The 19,757-nt window shown below is 47.3% G+C and carries 19 protein-coding genes, 5 tRNA genes and 1 other RNA gene; 21 read left to right on the plus strand and 4 right to left on the minus strand.

Features of this window, described 5'->3' with window-relative positions; genetic code table 11:
• Window positions 1-5: 5 nt before the first annotated feature.
• The 8 genes from pheA to tadA all read left to right on the plus strand — a co-directional run bounded on the left by pheA (window position 6) and on the right by tadA (window position 7,608).
• Window positions 6-860 carry a prephenate dehydratase gene (gene pheA, locus K6T91_01600; GenBank protein MCL6471498.1) on the plus strand — a complete coding sequence of 285 codons (855 nt, stop codon included), beginning with the start codon at window positions 6-8 and terminating at the stop codon, window positions 858-860.
• The gene (gene serS, locus K6T91_01605) at window positions 860-2,143 is read left to right on the plus strand and encodes a serine--tRNA ligase (protein ID MCL6471499.1); all 1,284 of its coding nucleotides are present in this window, start codon (window positions 860-862) and stop codon (window positions 2,141-2,143) included. Before pheA ends, serS begins: the two co-directional genes overlap by 1 nt.
• Before the next feature lie 95 nt (window positions 2,144-2,238).
• Window positions 2,239-2,330: transfer RNA gene (locus K6T91_01610), tRNA-Ser, on the plus strand.
• A gap of 196 nt (window positions 2,331-2,526) precedes the next feature.
• A tRNA-Ser gene (locus K6T91_01615) sits at window positions 2,527-2,621 on the plus strand.
• Window positions 2,622-2,762: 141 nt separating this feature from the next.
• Window positions 2,763-2,836: transfer RNA gene (locus tag K6T91_01620), tRNA-Arg, on the plus strand.
• A gap of 364 nt (window positions 2,837-3,200) precedes the next feature.
• Complete coding sequence (locus K6T91_01625) at window positions 3,201-3,677, plus strand: hypothetical protein (GenBank protein MCL6471500.1); 477 nt, start codon at window positions 3,201-3,203, stop codon at window positions 3,675-3,677.
• A gap of 229 nt (window positions 3,678-3,906) precedes the next feature.
• Window positions 3,907-7,080: a PAS domain S-box protein gene (locus K6T91_01630; GenBank protein MCL6471501.1), complete on the plus strand. Its 3,174-nt coding sequence runs from the start codon at window positions 3,907-3,909 to the stop codon at window positions 7,078-7,080.
• A gap of 63 nt (window positions 7,081-7,143) precedes the next feature.
• A complete protein-coding gene (tadA, locus tag K6T91_01635) occupies window positions 7,144-7,608 on the plus strand; it encodes a tRNA adenosine(34) deaminase TadA (protein ID MCL6471502.1) in 465 nt (154 codons plus the stop codon).
• A gap of 3 nt (window positions 7,609-7,611) precedes the next feature.
• Here the strand turns inward: tadA and K6T91_01640 are convergent, their stop codons facing one another.
• On the minus strand, window positions 7,612-7,908 hold the full coding sequence (locus K6T91_01640; GenBank protein ID MCL6471503.1) for a hypothetical protein: 297 nt from the start codon (window positions 7,906-7,908) through the stop codon (window positions 7,612-7,614).
• 259 nt (window positions 7,909-8,167) lie between these two features.
• Here K6T91_01640 and K6T91_01645 point away from each other — a divergent pair.
• The 10 genes from K6T91_01645 to K6T91_01690 all read left to right on the plus strand — a co-directional run bounded on the left by K6T91_01645 (window position 8,168) and on the right by K6T91_01690 (window position 15,135).
• Window positions 8,168-8,256: transfer RNA gene (locus tag K6T91_01645), tRNA-Ser, on the plus strand.
• Window positions 8,257-8,395: 139 nt separating this feature from the next.
• Window positions 8,396-8,486, plus strand: a tRNA-Ser gene (locus K6T91_01650).
• A gap of 7 nt (window positions 8,487-8,493) precedes the next feature.
• Window positions 8,494-8,758: signal recognition particle sRNA large type (ffs, locus tag K6T91_01655), an RNA gene on the plus strand.
• Window positions 8,759-8,844: 86 nt separating this feature from the next.
• Window positions 8,845-10,563 carry a DNA polymerase III subunit gamma/tau gene (gene dnaX, locus K6T91_01660; GenBank protein MCL6471504.1) on the plus strand — a complete coding sequence of 573 codons (1,719 nt, stop codon included), beginning with the start codon at window positions 8,845-8,847 and terminating at the stop codon, window positions 10,561-10,563.
• On the plus strand, window positions 10,564-10,914 hold the full coding sequence (locus tag K6T91_01665; GenBank protein MCL6471505.1) for a YbaB/EbfC family nucleoid-associated protein: 351 nt from the start codon (window positions 10,564-10,566) through the stop codon (window positions 10,912-10,914).
• Window positions 10,915-11,267: 353 nt separating this feature from the next.
• The gene (gene recR / locus K6T91_01670) at window positions 11,268-11,867 is read left to right on the plus strand and encodes a recombination mediator RecR (protein ID MCL6471506.1); all 600 of its coding nucleotides are present in this window, start codon (window positions 11,268-11,270) and stop codon (window positions 11,865-11,867) included.
• 194 nt (window positions 11,868-12,061) lie between these two features.
• Complete coding sequence (locus tag K6T91_01675; protein ID MCL6471507.1) at window positions 12,062-12,640, plus strand: 2-oxoacid:acceptor oxidoreductase family protein; 579 nt, start codon at window positions 12,062-12,064, stop codon at window positions 12,638-12,640.
• 17 nt (window positions 12,641-12,657) lie between these two features.
• The gene (locus K6T91_01680) at window positions 12,658-12,966 is read left to right on the plus strand and encodes a 4Fe-4S binding protein (protein MCL6471508.1); all 309 of its coding nucleotides are present in this window, start codon (window positions 12,658-12,660) and stop codon (window positions 12,964-12,966) included.
• Between the two features lie 71 nt (window positions 12,967-13,037).
• A complete protein-coding gene (gene porA / locus K6T91_01685; protein MCL6471509.1) occupies window positions 13,038-14,204 on the plus strand; it encodes a pyruvate ferredoxin oxidoreductase in 1,167 nt (388 codons plus the stop codon).
• Between the two features lie 7 nt (window positions 14,205-14,211).
• Complete coding sequence (locus K6T91_01690) at window positions 14,212-15,135, plus strand: pyruvate ferredoxin oxidoreductase (protein ID MCL6471510.1); 924 nt, start codon at window positions 14,212-14,214, stop codon at window positions 15,133-15,135.
• 75 nt (window positions 15,136-15,210) lie between these two features.
• Here K6T91_01690 and K6T91_01695 read toward each other — a convergent pair whose 3' ends face one another.
• The gene (locus K6T91_01695; protein ID MCL6471511.1) at window positions 15,211-15,402 is read right to left on the minus strand and encodes a hypothetical protein; all 192 of its coding nucleotides are present in this window, start codon (window positions 15,400-15,402) and stop codon (window positions 15,211-15,213) included.
• Window positions 15,403-15,659: 257 nt separating this feature from the next.
• Between K6T91_01695 and K6T91_01700 the strand changes: the two genes are divergently transcribed.
• Window positions 15,660-16,037, plus strand: a complete 378-nt coding sequence (locus tag K6T91_01700) for a hypothetical protein (GenBank protein ID MCL6471512.1) — start codon at window positions 15,660-15,662, stop codon at window positions 16,035-16,037.
• Here K6T91_01700 and K6T91_01705 read toward each other — a convergent pair.
• The gene (locus K6T91_01705; GenBank protein ID MCL6471513.1) at window positions 16,034-16,462 is read right to left on the minus strand and encodes a hypothetical protein; all 429 of its coding nucleotides are present in this window, start codon (window positions 16,460-16,462) and stop codon (window positions 16,034-16,036) included. The two genes, K6T91_01700 and K6T91_01705, sit on opposite strands and share 4 nt — an antisense overlap.
• A gap of 52 nt (window positions 16,463-16,514) precedes the next feature.
• On the minus strand, window positions 16,515-17,273 hold the full coding sequence (locus K6T91_01710; GenBank protein MCL6471514.1) for a polysaccharide deacetylase family protein: 759 nt from the start codon (window positions 17,271-17,273) through the stop codon (window positions 16,515-16,517).
• A gap of 227 nt (window positions 17,274-17,500) precedes the next feature.
• Between K6T91_01710 and K6T91_01715 the strand changes: the two genes are divergently transcribed.
• A complete protein-coding gene (locus tag K6T91_01715) occupies window positions 17,501-18,739 on the plus strand; it encodes an aspartate kinase (protein ID MCL6471515.1) in 1,239 nt (412 codons plus the stop codon).
• Window positions 18,726-19,727 carry an aspartate-semialdehyde dehydrogenase gene (locus tag K6T91_01720; protein ID MCL6471516.1) on the plus strand — a complete coding sequence of 334 codons (1,002 nt, stop codon included), beginning with the start codon at window positions 18,726-18,728 and terminating at the stop codon, window positions 19,725-19,727. The genes K6T91_01715 and K6T91_01720 overlap by 14 nt, the downstream gene beginning before the upstream one ends.
• The last annotated feature ends 30 nt before the right edge of the window (window positions 19,728-19,757 follow it).

The raw sequence follows: 19,757 nt of genomic DNA on the forward strand, positions 1-19,757 counted from the left end.
GGTACTTGCCAGCAGAGCAAAATAAAAAAATCGGCTTTTTGGGCCCATGGGGCACCTACACACAGGAGGCGCTTCTAAAATTGCTTCCAGTAAGCGAAGAAGACCTTGTTCCCTATACGACCGAGGCTGATGTTATCAAGGCGGTTGAAAAAGGTCAGGTCGGAAAGGGTATGGTTCCCATTGAGAACTCGATAGAGGGGTCCGTTAATGCTACGCTTGATGTTTTAGCTTTTGAGACAAATCTATTTATAGAAAGAGAAATCGTGATACCAATAAATCACAGTTTAATGGCCAGACCCGGGATGAAGCTTAAAGACATTGCGACTGTTATATCGCATCCACAGTCCCTGGCTCAGTGCCGCAGCTACCTTTCTGAGAAGCTGCCGTGGGCAAAGCTTGAAGTTGCAAGCTCAAATGCAGGTGCAGCAAAAATTGTTTCAGAAACAAGCGGAAAACTTGCCGCAATTGGACCTAGCCTTGCAGCGGAGATCTACGGGCTCGATATTTTAGATACCGGCATCGAAGACTTTGGCGACAATCAAACCCGTTTTGTGCTGGTTGGCAAGGAGCCGGCTCGGAAGACCGGCCGCGATAAGACTTCGATAGTCTGCTTTATTCATGAAGATAGACCAGGAAGCCTTCTCTTGATTTTGCAGGAGTTCGCTTATAGATACATAAACTTAACGAAGATACAATCAAGACCCACAAAGAAGGCGCTTGGAGATTACTGCTTTTTTATAGATTTTGAAGGCCATATCGAAGATGAAGTTATCGCCTCGACAATCAGATGCCTGCGCTGCAAGGTAAGAGAAGTAAAAATACTGGGGTCATATCCGGCTGCAAATGGGGTGACAAGCTAATGCTTGATGTAAAATGGGTTCGCGACCACCTGGACGAGGTCCAGCAGGCGTTGGAGAAACGCAACGCCAAAATAGACTTATCGCGGTTTAAAGAGCTCGATTCGAACCGACGTAAAATAATTGCTGAGGTGGAGCGGCTCAAAAATAGGAGAAACGTTGTCTCGGGTGAAATCGCAAAACTAAAAAAGGCCGGAGAGAGTGCTGAAGATAAGGTTGCGGCAATGCGCGAGCTCGGTGAGGAGATCAGAAATCTCGACGCAAAACTCTCGGAAATCGAGCGCGATTTAAACCTGCTTATGCTTGATATTCCCAATATCCCGCACAGTAGCGTTCCCGTGGGTCCGGATGAAAGTGCAAACGTTGTTGTGCGCGAATGGGGCGAGAAGCCGAAGTTTGATTTTGAGCCTCGGCCCCACTGGGATTTGGGGATAGATCTTGGCATTCTTGATTTTGAGCGGGCGGCAAAGATCGCCAGAGCCCGTTTTGTCCTTTACTGGGATTTAGGTGCTCGTCTTGAGCGATCCCTCTTAAACTTTATGCTTGACCTTCATACGAAAGAGCACGGCTATACAGAAGTCTTTCCGCCGATTCTAGTAAACAGCGCGAGCTTGACCGGCACAGGACAACTGCCAAAATTTGCTGAGGACCTGTTTAAAATTGAGGGCGAGGACCTTTACCTGATACCGACGGCTGAGGTCCCCGTTACCAATATCCACCGGGACGAGACGCTATCGGCTGATGACTTGCCGCGCTATTACTGTGCTTACACGCCATGCTTTAGAAGCGAAGCGGGGGCATACGGAAAAGATACGAGGGGACTTATACGCCATCATCAGTTCAATAAGGTGGAGCTTGTAAAATTCGTCCACCCCGAAAGGTCTTATGAGGAGCTTGAAAAGCTTACTGCAAATGCCGAGGCGGTTTTGCAGAGACTTGGGATACACTACCGTGTGGTTGCTTTGGCCACCGGGGACCTTGGGTTTTCCTCTGCAAAAACATACGACCTGGAGGTTTGGCTACCAGGCTTTGGCGGCTACAAGGAGATATCATCCTGCTCAAATTTTGAGGACTTTCAGGCGCGCCGCGCCAACATAAAGTTTAAAGAAAGCCCGAAGGCAAAGCCACAGTTCGTGCACACGTTAAACGGCTCAGGACTTGCAATCGGCAGAACTGTCGCGGCGGTACTTGAGAATTATCAGCAAGCCGACGGCACGGTTAAGATACCGGAGGCATTAAAGGACTACATGGGTGGAGCTGAGGTCATAACGCCTAAGAAGTTCTAAGGGTCGACCATTGCCGTTCCAAATTGAAAACGAATATGGTAAACTACGCAGTGAAAAGGCGCGGCTTAAAACTTTGTTGGTCGCGCTGTTCATACGGAGGGATGGCAGAGTCCGGTTGAATGCGGCGGTCTTGAAAACCGTTAGGGGCGTAAGTCCCTCGGGGGTTCGAATCCCTCTCCCTCCGCCAACTAGAGACTAGAGACTAGAGACTAGAAACTAGAGACTAGATTTGAAGGTCTAGAGTGTGGGTCTAATAGATAAAAGCCCGTAACGGGCTTTTATCTATTCTTGCTCTTTACTTGCTCTTTAAATCGTCTTATCTGGTTGCGCGGGTGGACAAAATCCATCCTCTACGGTATATTTAAAGCCTGGATTTTGAGACTGGAGAGATGGCCGAGTAGGTCGAAGGCGCTCGCCTGCTAAGCGAGTAAGGGAGAATAAACTCCCTTCGAGGGTTCGAATCCCTCTCTCTCCGCCAACTAGAAACTAGAAACTAGAGACTAGATGTGAAGGTTTAGAATGCTAGCAAAGCTTTAGATAAAAGCGTTTTGCATTTGATGGTTTTATCTAGTTTCTAGTTAGGACCGACAGGTCTAGTCTAGTTTCTAGTATCTAGAATGTGCCCGTAGCTCAGCTGGATAGAGTATCTGACTACGAATCAGAAGGTCGGGGGTTCGAATCCCTCCGGGCACGCAAAATTAGCACTAGGGCAGATGAAGCTCTAGTGCCTTATTTTTATCTAAGTTTAAGCCCCGACCCAGGGGCATTATTCATGGGGGAAGGATTCCCCCATGGTCTAACTTAGGAGGGGTAGGTTCTGGAAGGGGAACTGTGAGTTCTCTTTCCAGGGAGGCTCGTGAGAGCCGACAGAGGGGGTTCGAATCCCTCCGGGCACGCAAAATTAGCAAATCCCGCTAGCCTGTTGCTCGCTGGGTTTTGCTTTTTTGTTTTGCGGAAGAATAAATTCATGACCTATAATATGCGTCTTCTTGCGGGCATGGCGACAAAAGGCACGCTGAAAGCTGTATCTAATTGGGTGATGATAGGCTAGATAACCATGGTCAACGAGTCGTTTAGAACTGGGCTTAGCTTCGGTCTGACATCTGGAATTATTACGACCCTGGGTTTAATGGTCGGTTTGAACGCCGGGACGAGTTCAAAAATGGTAGTCATTGGCGGTATACTGACGATTGCTATTGCGGACGCATTCTCCGACGCATTGGGTATTCACATATCTCAGGAATCAGAGGCCGAGCATACCGCCAAAGAGATATGGCAGGCTACTTTTGCTACCTTTTTAGCTAAGTTTGCCTTTGCATCTGCTTTTATTATTCCTGTTTTGCTTCTGCCGCTTGTAGCAGCCGTTATTGTAAGCGTATTTGCGGGTTTGGTTGTTTTGGGAATCGCTAGTTTTATTATTGCGAAGAATGAAAAAGAAAAACCGATAAAAGTTATTGCGGAACATCTGGCTGTTGCAATAGCAGTAGTTATTGTGGCCAACTACGTTGGGGAATGGATATCAAGGGTATTTTAGTTACGGCAGTGCGTCAGCTAAATATACATTATAATGATTATCACTTTATGAGCCATAGATCAGTCAGTTATCCGGCAGGTGGCCACCATTTTCTCTACATTCTCCAGGAAATAACGGTACGGTATGCTTAGCTTTGCCTGGAATCCAACTGAATCTTTAAGTACAGCTTCTTGCTAGGGATAACAGTCTCATATACAAACCGATAGTCTCTCGCGCAGCTGAGAAAAATATGGACAATATAGATAGAAAAGTTATGGATGCGCAAAATTCAGCACAGCAAGAAAAGTTTAAGGAAGCGGCCACGATGCGGAATCTGGACAAGGTCATCGAAACTATTCCCGATGGTATTGTTACTGTGGATATAAATGGTCGTTTTACCTTTGCTAACGCTGCCGCAGAAAAAATATTAGGTGTTGAGCGCTCGAAAATTATCGGTCGTGCATACGATGATCCACCCTGGAAGATTACAGCTATTGATGACAAACCGCTTCCGAGCGAAAAACTCCCGGTTGCTAGGGTCTTTGACACCGGAAGACCAATATATAACATAGAGCTTGAAATTGAGCATCTTAACGGCAAAAAAATTGCGATCTCTGTAAATGTCGCTCCTCTTTGCGATGAACAGGGAAACCTAACCGGTGCGGTATTATCTTTTACCGACATCACCAGACAAAAGAAAGTCGAAGCTGCTTTGCGGGCATCTGAAAAGATGTATCGCAGCCTCATAGATAATGCTGGCGATGCCATATTTACCATTGACCTTGAAGGTAACTTTATTGGTGCAAACAAGGCTGCCGAAGAGCTTACCGGCTACACAAAAGACGAACTCCTAAAGATGAGATTCCCTCAGCTTTGTCCAAAATCGCAAGTTGAGAGAATCATTGCTGGTTTTAAGCAGGCGGTTAAGGTTGGGTCATGGTCGCTAACCGATATCTCGATACTGCGAAAAGATGGCAAAACAATCCCGGTGGATTTGACCGGAAAGTTAATCGAGCTCGATGGCAAAAAAATAGCCGAGGCAATAGTAAGAGATGTATCTGCCTGTAGGCGTGTGGAAGAATCCCTTAAGGAAAACGAGGCCCGGTTCCGCAAAGTCTTTGATGAGGGCCCAATTGGCATGGCAATCACTGGGCATGACTTTAAGTTTCTGAGGGTAAACCCAAGGCTTTGCGAGATGACCGGATACACCGAAGAAGAGCTCACGAAAATGACCTTTGCTGATATAACTTACCCTGAGGATATAGATACGGATGTTCAGCTGGCACGCAAGCTGTTTAAGGGCGAGGTGCCCTTTTTTAATATCGAAAAGCGTTATGTCAAAAAAAGTGGAGAGATATTCTGGATTAGTCTAAGTGCAAGCTTGATACGCGATGAGCAAGGAAATCCACTATATGGGCTTGGTATGATTGAGGATATCTCTGAGCGCAAAAAAGCAGAGGAGGCTCTGCGTAGCTCCGAAGCCAAGTACCGCATGCTTGTTGAACAGATACCGGCAGTAACATATATCGCTTCAATTGACGGGTCAAATACAACTCTTTATATAAGTCCAAAAATAGAATCGCTGCTCGGCTACGAACCGAATGAGTTCATAGAAAATCCAGATTTTTGGGCGAACCGCATTCACCCGGATGATAGGGAGCGGGTAGTAGCTAAAGTCGGTCGCGCTCACGCAAATTGCACGCCGCTCGCAATAGAGTACCGTATGATAGCCAGCAACGGAAGGGTTGTATGGTTTAGGGATGAGGCTTTGCTGGTGCGCGATGAGTCTGGCAAACCGCTTTTCTACCAGGGAATCATGACTGATATCACCGATCGAAAACGAATTGAAGAAGCACTTAGGGAGAGCGAGGAGCGCTATAGAACCCTTTTTGAGGCTGCGACTGATGCCATATTTATACTGGACATTGGGGGAGAGAGACCCGGCAGGATTGTTGCTGCCAACCAGGCGGCGGCCGATATGCACGGCATGACGATTGATGAGATCCTTAAGATGCATATTACCGACCTTGATACGCCGGAGACTGCAAGACATAGCAGGGAAAGGGTGGAGCGCATACTTGCCGGAGAAACGATCAGGTTTGAGGGTGAGCATAGAAGAAAAGACGGCACAGTCTTTCCTGTGGAAGTTCACGCCAGTCTGGTTGAATTTGGCGGTCGTAAGTATATACAGGCCTTTGATCGGGATATAACCGAGAGCAAGCGGGCAAAAGAGCTAAGCGATGCGCTTAATTACATAAATGAGGCGATAAACTCGACCCTTGATTTTGATGAGGTCATGCGAAGAGTTGTCATCGAGTCCACGCAAGCTATAGGCTCTGAGGCGGCGGCAATAATCATGCATGAGGGCGATCGGTGGGTTGCAAAGTATGTCTTTGGGTTCCCGCCAAGTATTATAGGCATGCGCTTTACCGACAATGAAGCCAGAGCTCTTGTGCTTGCCGCAAAGACAAGAAGACTGGTTGCAGCAAATGACGCGCAGCATGACGCACGAGTCAATGGGGAGGAGATGGAAAAGTACGGTATCCGCTCGCTCTTATCAATCCCCTTGATCGTAAAAAATGAGGTCATCGGCGTACTCAGTTTTTACTACCGCTCGAAATCAGTGGTTTTTAGCGAAATCCAAATCGATTTTGCGACTAAACTGGCGACTTCTATCTCGCTTGCGCTGGAGAATGTGCGCCTTTATGAGGCCCAACACAAAATTGCAGATACCCTGCAAGAATCACTTCTTATTATGCCCGAGCACATTGAAGGGGTAAGCTTTGGCTATCTTTATCGCTCGGCAACTGAGGCTGCTAAGGTTGGCGGCGACTTCTATGATATATTTGAGATTGAGCACGGCAAGATCGGTATAATAATCGGCGATGTTTCGGGCAAGGGTATTGAGGCGACAGCTCTTACATCACTAGTTAAAAATACCATCAAGGCCCATGCCTATGAGGACCGCTTGCCGGCACTTGTAATAGCCAAGACCAACGACCTTGTGGTGAAGTCATCGCCACCCTCTGTATTCGTTACGGTGGTTTTCAGTATACTTGATACAGATACAGGTAAATTAACCTATTGTAATGCTGGCCATCCACCTGCAATAATCAAGAGGAGAAGTGGTAAGGTAGAGCTGCTTGACAAGCACTCACCAATAATTGGTGCGTTTCCCAAGCTCCATTACAGAAGTGGTAAGGTAACGCTAGAAAGTGGCGATATTTTACTTCTTTATACTGATGGCTTGATCGAGGCAAGGTGCAACGGCGGTTTTTACGGTGAGAAAAGGCTGGTCGAGTTTGTCCAGGGATTGAAATCGGTACAGGCCGGGGAGCTGCCGCAAAAGATATTCGATAAGGCAATGGAGTGCACTGGGTCAAAACTATCCGATGATGTGGCGATACTTGCTGTCTCGATTTAGCCCCAGACATGGATATCCAAAACTAGATATCTCCAAAAAGGTAACCTAACAAAGTTGATTAAGATGGTTAACAAAGATATTAATTATATGAAGATGGCGATTGAGGAGGCAAAGCGCGCAGCGCGGAATGGTGAAGTACCGGTTGGTGCGGTCATCGTCTGTGACGATGACGTAGTAGCGAGGGCAAGAAATGAGCGTGAAGAGCGTGCATCGGCAATTGCGCACGCTGAAATTCTTGCAATTGAGGAGGCTTCGAGAAAGCTCGGCCGCTGGAGGCTTTCGGATTGCACGATTTATGTCACAAAAGAGCCCTGCCCGATGTGCGCTGGTGCGATATTTCAGGCGCGGATGAAAAGGTTGGTCTACGGGCCTGCGGATAAGAAATCCGGCGCGGCAGGAACGCTTTACAATATCGTCCAGGATAAGCGCCTTAATTGGCAGCTCGAAGTCAAATCAGGCGTTCTTGAGGAAGAGAACATAAAGCTACTTCAGGATTTTTTTCGCGAGCGCCGTAAGGGCGAGCAATAAAACCTATTCTGTAAACCTTGATAAAAAGCGCATAAGTTTCTCTGTTTGAGCTTTCGGGCCGGCGACAATAACATTAATGTTGCCAAGCGAAAACTTCAGGTTTTTCTTTGGCAGTTTTTTCGCTTCGTTTGAAATGGTAAAGTCATCTGTCACCTCGATGACGACTATCTTTGTTTCCTGATCCGTGTATTGCTCCGATAATAGACTTAAGCAAAATAGTTTAGAATATGTGAGCTCACCGGCCAGCCGTATAACGGTAAAATCACCATCGTGTCTTAGGTCTATGATTGTCTGGGACATACCTTCCTACTTTACTTGTGCTTAATTAATCCGGTAATTACTACTTTATATAATTAGCAAGTACTGTATTATGGTTTGCTAAAAATACCTTGGTGTAAAGGTGATGTGCTTCAGTACTCCTTATTAAATGTACTAACCATTATATATTATACGCAAATCTGCTAAGCTTCAATCACATTGGGCGGAATTGTTTTGGTGCTAATATCTTGGTAAAATTAGAACGCGATTTAGATGCACAACGCTTGCCCAGAATTTAGCTGGAGGAGTCGCATAGTCTGGTCGAGTGCGGCGGTCTCGAAAACCGTTAGGCCCTTTCGGGTCTCGAGGGTTCGAATCCCTCCTCCTCCGCAAAATCAATACGCCGCTGAAGAGGTGGCGTATTGATTTTGCGGAGAACCGATTCTTGAAGCAGCGCTCCTTCAACCTGTGTGAAAATTACCCGTCTTGTGGTAAAATTTCCTGGTGCAACATAATTGACCAAATATCTGGAGGAGTCGCATAGCCTGGCCTAGTGCGCGCGACTGGAAATCGCGTTGGCGGATACCACCGCCTCGAGGGTTCGAATCCCTCCTCCTCCGCAGATGACCGTGCTAAGCGGGGAGGTAGCGGTGCCCTGTACTCGCAATCCGCTATAGCGGGGCTGAATTCCTGCTCGAGGCTCCCCGGTTGTGAGGTCGGTTGTTGCGCAAGTGGTGTTGAAGGTTGGGTCCTGCGCAACGAAAACTCGTGAACCCCGTCAGGTCCGGGAGGAAGCAGCGGTAAGCGGGCTATTTCGTGTGCCGCAGGGAAGCCTGGCTGGAGCTAACTACGCAGCAACGCTTGGGGCCGGATGTCAACAGCAGGTGCACGGTCATCCTATTTTTTACCTTTGACTTCCCTGGCAAACTCTGCTAATTTTTGCTTGTAACGTGCAGCAAATTAACCCGGAGGCTCACATTGGCTTACTTATCGCTTTATCGCAAATGGAGACCCCAGACCTTCGATGATATTGCCGGCCAACCACATGTCGTCCAGACTTTGAAAAATGCCATCGACAAGGGAAGAATATCTCATGCCTACCTCTTCACCGGGCCTCGTGGTACCGGGAAGACGTCTACCGCAAGGATATTAGCTAAAGCAATAAATTGCGAGAAGGGCCCGACGCCTACACCGTGCAATCGGTGTGAGTCATGCAAGTCGGTAAACGATGGAAGCTCAATAGATGTGCTTGAACTCGATGCCGCTTCAAACCGCAAAGTAGACGAAATACGCGACTTGCTCGAAAAGATACCATACAGCTCGACTCAGGGCGGCAAAAAAGTCTATATCATAGATGAGGTTCATATGCTTACTCCCGAGTCGTTTAACACACTACTTAAGACGCTTGAGGAACCACCAGAACATGTCATCTTTGTGCTCGCAACAACAGAGCCCCATAAAGTGCTACCTACAATTCTCTCAAGGTGCCAGCGTTTTGATTTCAGGCGTATATCTGTTGCGGATATCAAGGCCCGGCTAGGCCTGGTTGCCGAGGCCGAGAAGATAGATATTGATGAAGCCGCACTCTCTTTAATTGCTTATCATTCACAGGGGTCTCTTCGCGATGCGCTTGGAGCGCTGGAGCAGCTATCCTCTTACTCAAAAGAGACAATAACTTTACACCATGCTACCTCACTTCTAGGGCTGACTGACAGCGAGCTTCTGTTGAACTTCACGGATATACTGGCCGATGCAAAACTTGCCGAGGGGATATTATTTATAGATGAGCTAATCGAGAAGGGTGTAGACCTTCGCCAGTTTATTCAGGATATGCTAAGCCACCTCCGAAACCTTCTTCTAATTCAGAATGCGCCTGGCATTAGGGTAGGCGGTATCATTGATGAGTTTGCACAGAAATTTAACGAGCAGGCAGCAAAGGTCCCTGGCAAGTCACTTATGTTTTTTATAAACACACTAAGCGATGTGTATGCTCAAGCTAGGTGGGCTACCGATATTAGGCTGCTCTTTGAAATTGCGTTGTTTAAGATGGCCAATGCAAGCGACAACATATCGATGGAGGGAATACTCTACAGGATAGAAAGGCTTGAGAGTATTCTTTTAAATGGGACAAATTTGCCGACCGCAAAAGTAGACGAGACAAAAGATGAGGCAAAAGATAAGGTAAGGGTAGAAAAATCCCAAAAAGCTAAAAAACAAGCAGAGGCTGCAGCTTCTGGGGAGGCGACGGTGTCACGGCCTGGTTTGGATTCGGCAGTCCCAAAAATTGGCGGCGACGTAACATTTGAGATGATTAAAAAGTCCTGGCCGCAAGTGTTGAAACTTATAAAAGATAAGAAACCCTCAAGATATGGTTTCTATGCTGCAGCCAAGTTGCGCCACTTAAAGGATGGCAAACTTATAATCGCGCTTAAAGAGGGGGATAAAGTATTTGTTGAGAGCGCGGAGAACTTAAAATTACTGCAGAGCGCGTTAAAGATTGCAACGGGCTACAATATTCCGGTCACGTGCGAACTTGACCGGGAGGCAGTTAAAACCGTGGCAGTGACGGATTCGCAGGAGGATGAGGAAAGTTTGCTTGCCGCCGACGACTACATCAAATTGGTTCAAGATACATTTGGTGCTAAGATAGTTGAGGATATTTCCATTAACCAGATTAAAGATCAGGAGGATAAATAAATGAAGGGTCCAGGATTTGGCGGCGGCGGCATGGGAAATATGATGAAACAGATTCAAAAGATGCAGGCAGAGATGGCCAAAGTTGAGCAGGAACTCGCGGAAATCAAGGTGGAAGCAAGTTCGGGCGGTGGTGCGGTCAAGGCTGTTGTGTCGGGAAAGCAACAACTGCTGGAAGTTAAGATAGACCCCTCGGTTGTTGACCCGGATGACGTTGAGATGCTTGAGGACATGGTAGTTGCCGCGGTAAATGAGGCACTCAGGCAGTCGCATGAAATCGCCCAGAAAAAACTCACTGCAGTAACCGGTCCGCTTGCTGGCGGGCTCGGCGGGTTAGGACTGCCCGGTTTTTAGAGTCAGTAAACTGACTCTAAAAACGAGCTGCCGACTAAAATAGCTAATAGCCAAGTAGCCAATGGTGTGTCGTTGCGAGGGGGCCGAAGGCGACCTGGCAATCTCTATGACCTCGCTTTATACTCTCGCTTCCGTGAACAATAATCCATAAACGCTGAAAGCTGGGTCGGCTAGCTATGCCTAGCCGGCTCGAGAATTCTCCATAAGAATAAGTTATAATAAAAGTAGCTATCAGCTGTCAGCAAATTAGCATTCTGCAGTAAATCAATATAAAAGATTTGCCTCAAAGGCTGGTAGCCGGTGACTGAAAGCCGATAGCTACAAATAAGAAAGTAAAGGTGGAAACATAAACGATGTCCTATTATGCGGGACCTGTTGCCGGCCTCATCGAAGAGCTGGCTAAGCTTCCAGGAATTGGGCCGAAGACAGCCCAGCGACTAGCCTTTCACCTCCTTAAAGCCCCGGTTGGTGATGCAAAAAAACTTGCGCGGGCAATCGACGAGGTAAAGGACAAGATAAGGTTCTGCGAAGAGTGCTTTAATGTAACAGATAAAATCAAGTGCGAGTTTTGTGGCGACCCTACACGAGACCAGGCCGTTATCTGTGTTGTAGAGGAGCCTAAGGATATTGTCGCGCTTGAGAAAACAGGGGAGTTCAAAGGGCTTTACCACGTACTTCAGGGAGCAATCTCGCCAATTGATGGCATCGGGCCGGATGATATCCGGGTAAAGGAACTGCTAAAAAGACTGCAAGAGAAAGATGTACGAGAAGTAGTCATTGCCACCAACCCCAATATCGAGGGTGAAGCAACCGCTATGTATCTTGCCAAGCTCATAAAGCCGCTTGGAATAAAAGTAACAAGGATCGCCAGTGGTCTTCCCGTAGGTGGGGATTTAGAGTACGCGGATGAAGTAACTTTGGGCCGCGCCCTTGAAGGCAGACGTGAAATGTAGTTTACTTCTACTGGAAGGATGTTCCAGCAGAATGCTTGCGGTGGCTTGGCGCAGAGCTTTAAACCGCTAATCCGGCTGCTTACCGCCAGAAATGTACCGCTTACGGTAATTCTATTTACAGGTGATTAGTATCACAATTAAAATACTTCTGTTGGTCTTCTAACTAGTAGAGCCATATATTTTCGGAGGTGACAATGGGAGAAGGTAATCTTACCGAGATTCGCTGGCATGCAAGGGGTGGCCAAGGTGCGGTTACGGCTGCAAAACTTTTGGCTGAGACCGCTCTTTCGCAGGGCCAGTATTTTCAGGCTTTTCCGGAATATGGTCCGGAAAGGATGGGTGCTCCGATTCTAGCATTTACCAGGATTAGCAGCGAGCCCATCCATATTAGAAGCAGCATTACAAATCCAGATATAGCAGTAGTCCTTGACCCTACGCTTTTAAGTACAGTCGATGTTACTGTGGGGATGGGAGAGGATGGTATTTTAATCATCAATACCGATGAAGAGCCCGCTGATATCCGCAAGGCAATGAAACTTAAAGGGTGTAAGGTATTTACTGTTAACGCGACGAGGATTGCACAAGAGACTATTGGTCGACCGATACCCAATACGCCCATGATGGGCGCGCTTGTAAAAGTCACGGACATGATGCCCTTAAAGAGCCTAACCGATTACATCCGCAAATCCTTTGGCAAGAAATTTGCGGCCGAAATCATTGAGGGTAACATAGCGGCAGTTAAGCGTGCCTACGCGGAGGTGAAGGCGGAATAATGGCTGAGAAAACGAAAATGAAGTGGGACATTAGAGATATAGATAACTGGGGCTGGAAGAAGGTTCCGATGGGTGCCACCATCCAAGAGGCTGGAAACGCCGCTTACTACAGAACCGGCGGCTGGCGTACAGACAAGCCAGTACTAGATAAAGAGAAATGCACAAACTGCCTCATCTGCTGGATCAACTGCCCCGACTCATCCATCATGGTCAACGATGCCAAGATGGAAGGCTTTGATTATGACCACTGCAAGGGTTGCGGTATCTGCGCCAAGGTGTGTGCACCGAAGGCAATTGAGATGCAGCCGGAAGGGGGCGAGGAATAGTGGCAAAAGTTGCGACAAAGCCAAAGACAACTAAAACAAGTTCCGGTAAAGCAAAGGCGATAACTGTTGCGATGACCGGTAATGCGGGCTGTGCGCTTGCTATGAAACAGATTAACCCGGATGTCGTTGCAGCATACCCAATCACGCCGCAGACAACAATTGTTGAGGAATTTGCCAGTTATGTGGCAAACGGCGTTGTAGATACCGAATATGTCAACGTGGAATCCGAGCATAGCGCGATGAGTGCCTGTATCGGTGCATCGGCTGCCGGTGCGCGTGTCATGACGACGACTTCGTCTCAGGGTCTCGCACTTATGTGGGAGGAGCTCTCCATCGCATCTGCAATGCGACTGCCCATTGTCATGCATAACGTAAACCGTGCACTATCTGGACCGATTAACATCCACTGCGATCACTCCGACTCAATGGGTGCACGTGACATGGGCTGGGTGCAGATTTTTGGTGAAAACGCGCAAGAGGCATACGACAACACGATTATCGCAGTAAGAGTTGCTGAGCATGAAAAGGTTCTCCTTCCCGTTATGATTTTGCACGATGGTTTTATTACCAGCCATGCGATTGACCGCTTTGATGTTCTGGAGGATGATGTAGTTAAGGAGTTTGTTGGCGAGTACAAGCCAAAGCAGGCTCTTCTTGATATTGATAACCCCAAAACCTTCGGTCCGTTTGCAATGCCAGCTTACTACTTCGAGCAGAGAAGGCAACTTCGTGCCGCTTTTGATGGAGCAAAGGATATTGTGCTGAAGGTTTCTAAAGAATACGGCAGGCTAACAGGACGAAAGTACGGTCTTTTTGAAGAATACAAACTAGACGATGCCCGTATCGCCATTGTAGTTATGGGCTCGACTGCCGGAACTACAAGGTATGTTATCGACCAGGCAAGAGCAAAAGGCGTAAAAGTCGGTATGTTAAAACTCAGGCTCTTTAGGCCTTTCCCGGCAGCAGAGATCGCAGAAGCCCTGTCTCATCTTAAGGCAGTAGCGGTTATGGATCGTGCAGATTCAATTGGTGCACTTGGCGGCCCGGTATATATGGAGGTAAAGGCCGCTCTGTACAACCACAAGAAACGCCCGCATGTTCAGGGCTATGTATACGGACTTGGTGGTAGAGACACCGGCCCAGACCAAATTGAGACGGTAATCAACGATCTCAGACAGGTCGCAAGGGGTGCGGAGGCACCGCGTGAGCAAGTTACATTCCTGGGAGTAAAGGAGTAGGAGGCAAATGGCAACTATTAAAGAGATAAGTAAAAGAGAGGATCTCTTAAGCGGCGGCCACAGACTGTGTGCCGGTTGCGGTGCCTCCATTGCAGTGCGACAGGTACTGCTTGGGGCAAATGCTCCAGTTGTGGCGGGTTCCGCTACCGGGTGTCTTGAGGTCTCAACGACACCGTTTCCGTTTACTGCTTGGAAGACGCCGTTTATTCACAATGCTTTTGAGAACGCAGCGGCAACAATCTCTGGTGTTGAGGCAGCTTACCAGGCGCTTAAGAGAAAAGGCAAAATCAATAAAGATATAAAATTTGTTGCGTTCGGTGGAGATGGCGGAACGTATGATATCGGTCTGCAGTCGCTCTCTGGCGCTATGGAGCGCGGACATAACATGGTCTATGTTTGTTATGACAACGGAGCTTATATGAATACCGGCATCCAGCGCTCTGGCGCAACCCCGTTTGGTGCAGCAACCACGACTTCGCCGGCGGGTAAGGTTCGTGCCGGCAAGCCGCAGCAGAGAAAAGATCTTACGCAGATCATGGCGGCGCACAACATCCCATATGTTGCGCAGGCAAGCATCAGCCACTGGAAAGACTTGATTGAAAAGGCTGAGAAGGCATTTGCAGTCGAGGGCCCGGCATTTTTGAATGTGCTTGCCCCGTGCCCGCGCGGCTGGAGGATTAAAAGCGACGAGACGGTCGAGATCGCAAAGCTTGGTGTTCAGACCGGCTTTTGGCCCCTCTATGAAGTTGAAGACGGTGAGTGGAAGCTAAACTTCAAGCCGAAGGAACTAAAGCCGATTACTGAGTTTTTGAAGCCACAGGGGCGATTTGCACATCTTTTCAAACCGGCAAATGAACATTTGCTTGAGGAATACCAGGAGCAGATTAATAAGAACTGGGCGCAACTTAAGAAGCGCTGTGGCGTTGAGTAGATGAGTAGAGAAAGCCGGGGTTTCTTCAAGAAGCCCCGGCTTTTTATTGGACTGCGGATGCCTGATGGATACGTTTTAAGTTAGGATGCCGTGTGTCTTAAAGTAGTCACACTCCTTACAATAGGGAAGTTTTTGTACGAACGAGCCCTGTACTTTACCATCACAGAGTGTTCCAGATACCATCCAGCAGGATCTGCCGGTCTGGTAAGCAGGGCAATCCTTAGCCCTATTTGCATCACACCCCTTAAACTCCCAGCAGTTCATCATTATACCTCCCACTGCATAAGGGATTGGCAAACATACCATATATTATATATACACAATATACGTATCGGAATTTAAGTCAGAATCTTTAGCGTTTTACTAGGATTTATTGTTAAGGGGGCTGGCTTTTCGACGGGTTCGACAGAACTCCTCAAAAGGGGTATATTAGCAATCAGCTGCCGCCTTTGGTAGTTGGATAAATTATAAATCGCTGGTTACTTAAGAGCTATTAGCGGTCAGCAAATTCGAAGGATTAAACTATGCGGCCAGTCATACCATTTAAAGAATATGAGAAGCTAACAACGCGCGATGTCTTTATCGTTGTTGAGCCGATCGCATTAAAAATTGAGGAAGGCGAGATTGAGGACGCACGCCATATGCTGGGCAGACTCACCCTCTGGTTTCTTGACCAGATTGAGGCGGGAAAGCTCGAACCCTGGAAGGCACGCGACGCCTATTTTATTCTCCATACTTACCTTACCGACAATTACATAGGCGATATTATGGGCGAAGATGCTCATGAGCTTATCTACGAGGGAACGCTTCTTCATGAATATCTGGAAGAATATGGGCCAAACATCGGCTATATGCGGGATATTGCCAAGCGTCTTTTAGAGGAAGAAAAGGACGTGAATTAATCCTCCTTAGCCCTTGTTCTTGGGTCTTCTTTCCTCTTTCTAAATGGGATTACTTTTGCTTTTGTTCCTGACTGTTGAGCACTTCTAGACCTGGTACCGCCAGGGTTATTTTGCTGAAATCGGTTCTGCTGGTACGGGATATGTGGCTTTCTGGGTCTTTTGTTTCTTAACCATAGCATGAGTGCCATGGCAGCAATTACTACTATAAGCAGCAAGAAAACATAGTTGGTCACGACAAGGGCGGCTCTTACTGTGGCGATTAAAACGGCCAGGGCAATCAATATAAAAATATTTTTATAACCCTTGACCCTAAACCAGAATGAAGGTCCGCTTCGCCGTGGCTCGTAGACCAGAAGTGAGCCACAGTTAGGACATCTAAATTTCCCGGATTCAAATTTACTTCCGCAATTTGGGCAATATGACATGATACTTCATTATACGTTTAACGAAAATTAATTAAAAGACGCTAGCGCTTGCTTACCTGACAATAGATTCGTCTTCTTTACTATGTCCGATAAACTTATCCTGTCCTGGTTCGCTGGTTCGTATTTTAAGTAGCTCATCTAAAGTTACGAAATCGTATCCTTGTTTTTTTAAGCCCTCTATTATTAGAGGCAGGGCTTTTACGGTTTTTTCACGGTTAAGAAGTCCATCGTGTGCTAGTATGATGTCACCCGGTCTTACCTTTCGCAAAACTCGTTCAGCCTCACGCTCTGGGGTATGAGACCTCCTATGTTCTACGGCAATATCCCACAGAATTACCTTGTATCCTGCTTTAGAGGCTACTTGAATTGTCTCATCATTAAAATAACCTTTTGGTGGGCGAAAATACTGCGGCTTCTCTCCAGTTACCCGGTAAATGGTCTTCTCGCACCAGTCGATCTCTTCTTTGATTTGATCCTCGGTCAGGCCTTTAAGTTTAACATGGTAATAGGTGTGATTGCCAATTAAATGCCCATGGCTGGCCACCTGGCGTGCTAGATTTGGAAACATGTTGACCCGGCTGCCGATCAAAAAAAACGTAGCTTTAATGTGATTCTTTTCCAGTATCGCTAGTATTTTGGGCGTATATCTGGGGTCAGGGCCATCGTCGAAGGTAAGAGCAACGGCTTTGCGTGGATTCTGGTTGGCGACCATGGATGCGCCCGTTACTAAGGCCAGCACGAAGAGTACGGCTACTGCGGCTATAATGATAAATAGCTTTCTTGTAGCTAAAAATTTAGGCATTTTTTCCAAAAGTGCATTCTCCTGCCAGTTAATTTTATTAACTTTGGGATTTACGCAACCGGCAAAACCATAATAAAATAGTTTGGTCTGATAAAGTAAGAATACAAGAGTTGGAAGGCAAAGACCAAGGGATAAATAGCAAAATTATATGGTAATTTCTACCGCCTATGTTTCTCGGCCGTTGATACGAGGCCTTTTAGCTGGTACAATAGCTATAAAGTTACGGAGGAAAATCTTTGGGTATTATTGTGCAAAAATTTGGCGGCAGCTCGGTAGCCGACGTCGAGAAGATAAAAAATGTCGCCAGAAGAGTTGTTGCAACAAAACTGGATGGTCACTCGGTTGTAGTAGTAGTTTCTGCATTGGGTGATACTACGGATGAGTTGGTTAAACTTGCCAGGCAAATCTCGGCTACCCCGCCGGAACGAGAAATGGATATGCTGCTTGCAACGGGCGAGCAGATTTCAGTGGCGCTTCTTGCTATGGCTATAGATGCTATGGGTCATGAGGCGATATCTTTTACCGGTTATCAGGTTGGCATATTAACCGATGATTCCCATACTAAAGCAAGAATCGTTGATGTCAAATCTGAGCGCATCATAAGCGAACTTGACCGAGGATGTATTGTAATCGTTGCCGGCTTTCAGGGCGTAACTGTTGACAATGACATCACAACTCTGGGTCGCGGTGGCTCAGACACCACGGCTGTCGCTTTGGCTGCGGCTTTAAAGGCAGACAAGTGTGAGATATATACCGATGTCGAGGGGGTTTTCACTGCCGATCCTAGAATCGTGCCTGGGGCTTCACTCGTCCCGGAGATAACATATGAGGAAATGCTTGAAATGGCGGCAACCGGCGCGAAAGTGTTGCAGCTTCGCTCGGTCGAATATGCCCGCAATCACGGCGTTGTCATACATGTCAAGAGCAGCTTTGTTGACAGCGGTGGAACGGTTGTCAAGGAGGAAGATGAGGGGATGGAAAGACCTATTATAAGTGGAGTAACACACGATACTAGTGAAGGAAAGATAACGATATTTGGTGTGCCGGATAGACCCGGCATAGCGGCGAAGGTGTTCAGGCCGCTGGCTGCGGCAAATATCAACGTTGATATGATTGTGCAAAATGTGAGCACTGAAGGTCTGACCGATATCTCCTTTACAGTTAGCGATGATGACCTTCCCAGAGCCGAGTCTGTTATCAAAGGTATTGTTGAGGAACTTGGTGCCAAGGGATATAACACCGACACAAATATCGCCAAGGTTTCGATTATAGGCGCCGGAATGAAGAGCCACCCTGGCGTAGCGGCTGAGATGTTTGATGTTTTAGCCCGCAGCGGGATAAACATTCAGATGATATCTACATCTCCAATCAAGATTGCCTGTGTTATTGAGGCTGGACAGGTTGAGATAGCAGTACGCGAACTGCATGAGCATTTCCAGCTAAGCGAGGAGGCAATCACGAGTGAGACTCTATAACGTTGCAGTAGTTGGAGCAACTGGCGCAGTTGGCGAAGAGATGCGCCTCATCCTGGAGGAGCGGAACTTTCCTGTCGGCAACTTAAAGCTTTTAGCCTCCGCACGCTCAGCTGGTAAGAAGTTTTCTTTTAAGGGAGAGGATATCGCTGTAGAAGAGCTAACCAAGGATTCTTTTTCCGGCATTGATATCGCACTTTTCTCGGCTGGTGCGTCTATTAGCAAAGAGTTTGCCCCGACGGCGGTTGAGGCCGGCGCAGTTGTTGTGGATAACTCAAGTGCATTTCGCATGGACGCAGATAAGCCTCTTGTTGTGCCTGAGGTAAATCCGGGGGATATAAAGAAGCATAATGGCATTATCGCCAATCCTAATTGCACGACGATCATTATGCTTATTGCGCTAAAACCGCTATATGACTACAGCCGGATAAAAAGAGTAGTTGTTTCAAGCTACCAGTCGGCATCAGGTGCCGGTGCAAAAGGTATGGACGAGCTCATTGAGCAGACAAAGTCATTTGTAGCCGGCAAGGATATAGACGTCAAATTCTTTGCTTACCAGCTTCTTTTCAATCTCATCCCGCATATCGATGTCTTCCAAGACAACGGATACACTAAGGAAGAGATGAAGATGGTAAACGAGACCAGAAAAATAATGGGCGATCCAGATATCTTGGTCAGTCCAACTTGCGTGCGCGTACCAGTTATTCGAGCGCATTCTGAGTCGATAAATATCGAGACTGAGGAAAAGATCACACCGGATAAAGCGCGCGAGCTATTTGCTAGGGCTCCGGGACTAAAAGTTATCGATGACCCAGCTAACAAAGAGTACCCAATGCCGCTCTTTGCCGCTGGCAAAGATGATTGCTTCGTTGGGCGTATCCGGGAAGACATCTCCTGCGAAAATGGTCTTAATTTCTGGGTGGTAGGCGACCAGATAAGAAAAGGCGCGGCATTGAATGCTGTGCAGATAGCCGAGGAACTTATTAAGTAAAGCTTTATCCAGACGGTACTTTGGAGACTA

This window comes from Bacillota bacterium, assembly GCA_023511485.1.
Taxonomy (GTDB): domain Bacteria; phylum Actinomycetota; class Aquicultoria; order Aquicultorales; family Aquicultoraceae; genus CADDYS01.

Bases quoted from the DNA above. Each gene is read 5' to 3' on its own strand.
- K6T91_01705 (MCL6471513.1), bottom strand. From the start codon at position 16,462: ATGTCATATTGCCCAAATTGCGGAAGTAAATTTGAATCCGGGAAATTT.
- serS (MCL6471499.1), top strand. From the start codon at position 860: ATGCTTGATGTAAAATGGGTTCGCGACCACCTGGACGAGGTCCAGCAG.
- K6T91_01630 (MCL6471501.1), top strand. From the start codon at position 3,907: ATGGACAATATAGATAGAAAAGTTATGGATGCGCAAAATTCAGCACAG.
- K6T91_01625 (MCL6471500.1), top strand. From the start codon at position 3,201: ATGGTCAACGAGTCGTTTAGAACTGGGCTTAGCTTCGGTCTGACATCT.
- K6T91_01675 (MCL6471507.1), top strand. From the start codon at position 12,062: ATGGGAGAAGGTAATCTTACCGAGATTCGCTGGCATGCAAGGGGTGGC.
- tadA (MCL6471502.1), top strand. From the start codon at position 7,144: ATGGTTAACAAAGATATTAATTATATGAAGATGGCGATTGAGGAGGCA.
- K6T91_01640 (MCL6471503.1), bottom strand. From the start codon at position 7,908: ATGTCCCAGACAATCATAGACCTAAGACACGATGGTGATTTTACCGTT.
- K6T91_01690 (MCL6471510.1), top strand. From the start codon at position 14,212: ATGGCAACTATTAAAGAGATAAGTAAAAGAGAGGATCTCTTAAGCGGC.
- K6T91_01695 (MCL6471511.1), bottom strand. From the start codon at position 15,402: ATGATGAACTGCTGGGAGTTTAAGGGGTGTGATGCAAATAGGGCTAAG.
- porA (MCL6471509.1), top strand. From the start codon at position 13,038: ATGACCGGTAATGCGGGCTGTGCGCTTGCTATGAAACAGATTAACCCG.
- K6T91_01665 (MCL6471505.1), top strand. From the start codon at position 10,564: ATGAAGGGTCCAGGATTTGGCGGCGGCGGCATGGGAAATATGATGAAA.
- K6T91_01680 (MCL6471508.1), top strand. From the start codon at position 12,658: ATGAAGTGGGACATTAGAGATATAGATAACTGGGGCTGGAAGAAGGTT.
- recR (MCL6471506.1), top strand. From the start codon at position 11,268: ATGTCCTATTATGCGGGACCTGTTGCCGGCCTCATCGAAGAGCTGGCT.
- K6T91_01700 (MCL6471512.1), top strand. From the start codon at position 15,660: ATGCGGCCAGTCATACCATTTAAAGAATATGAGAAGCTAACAACGCGC.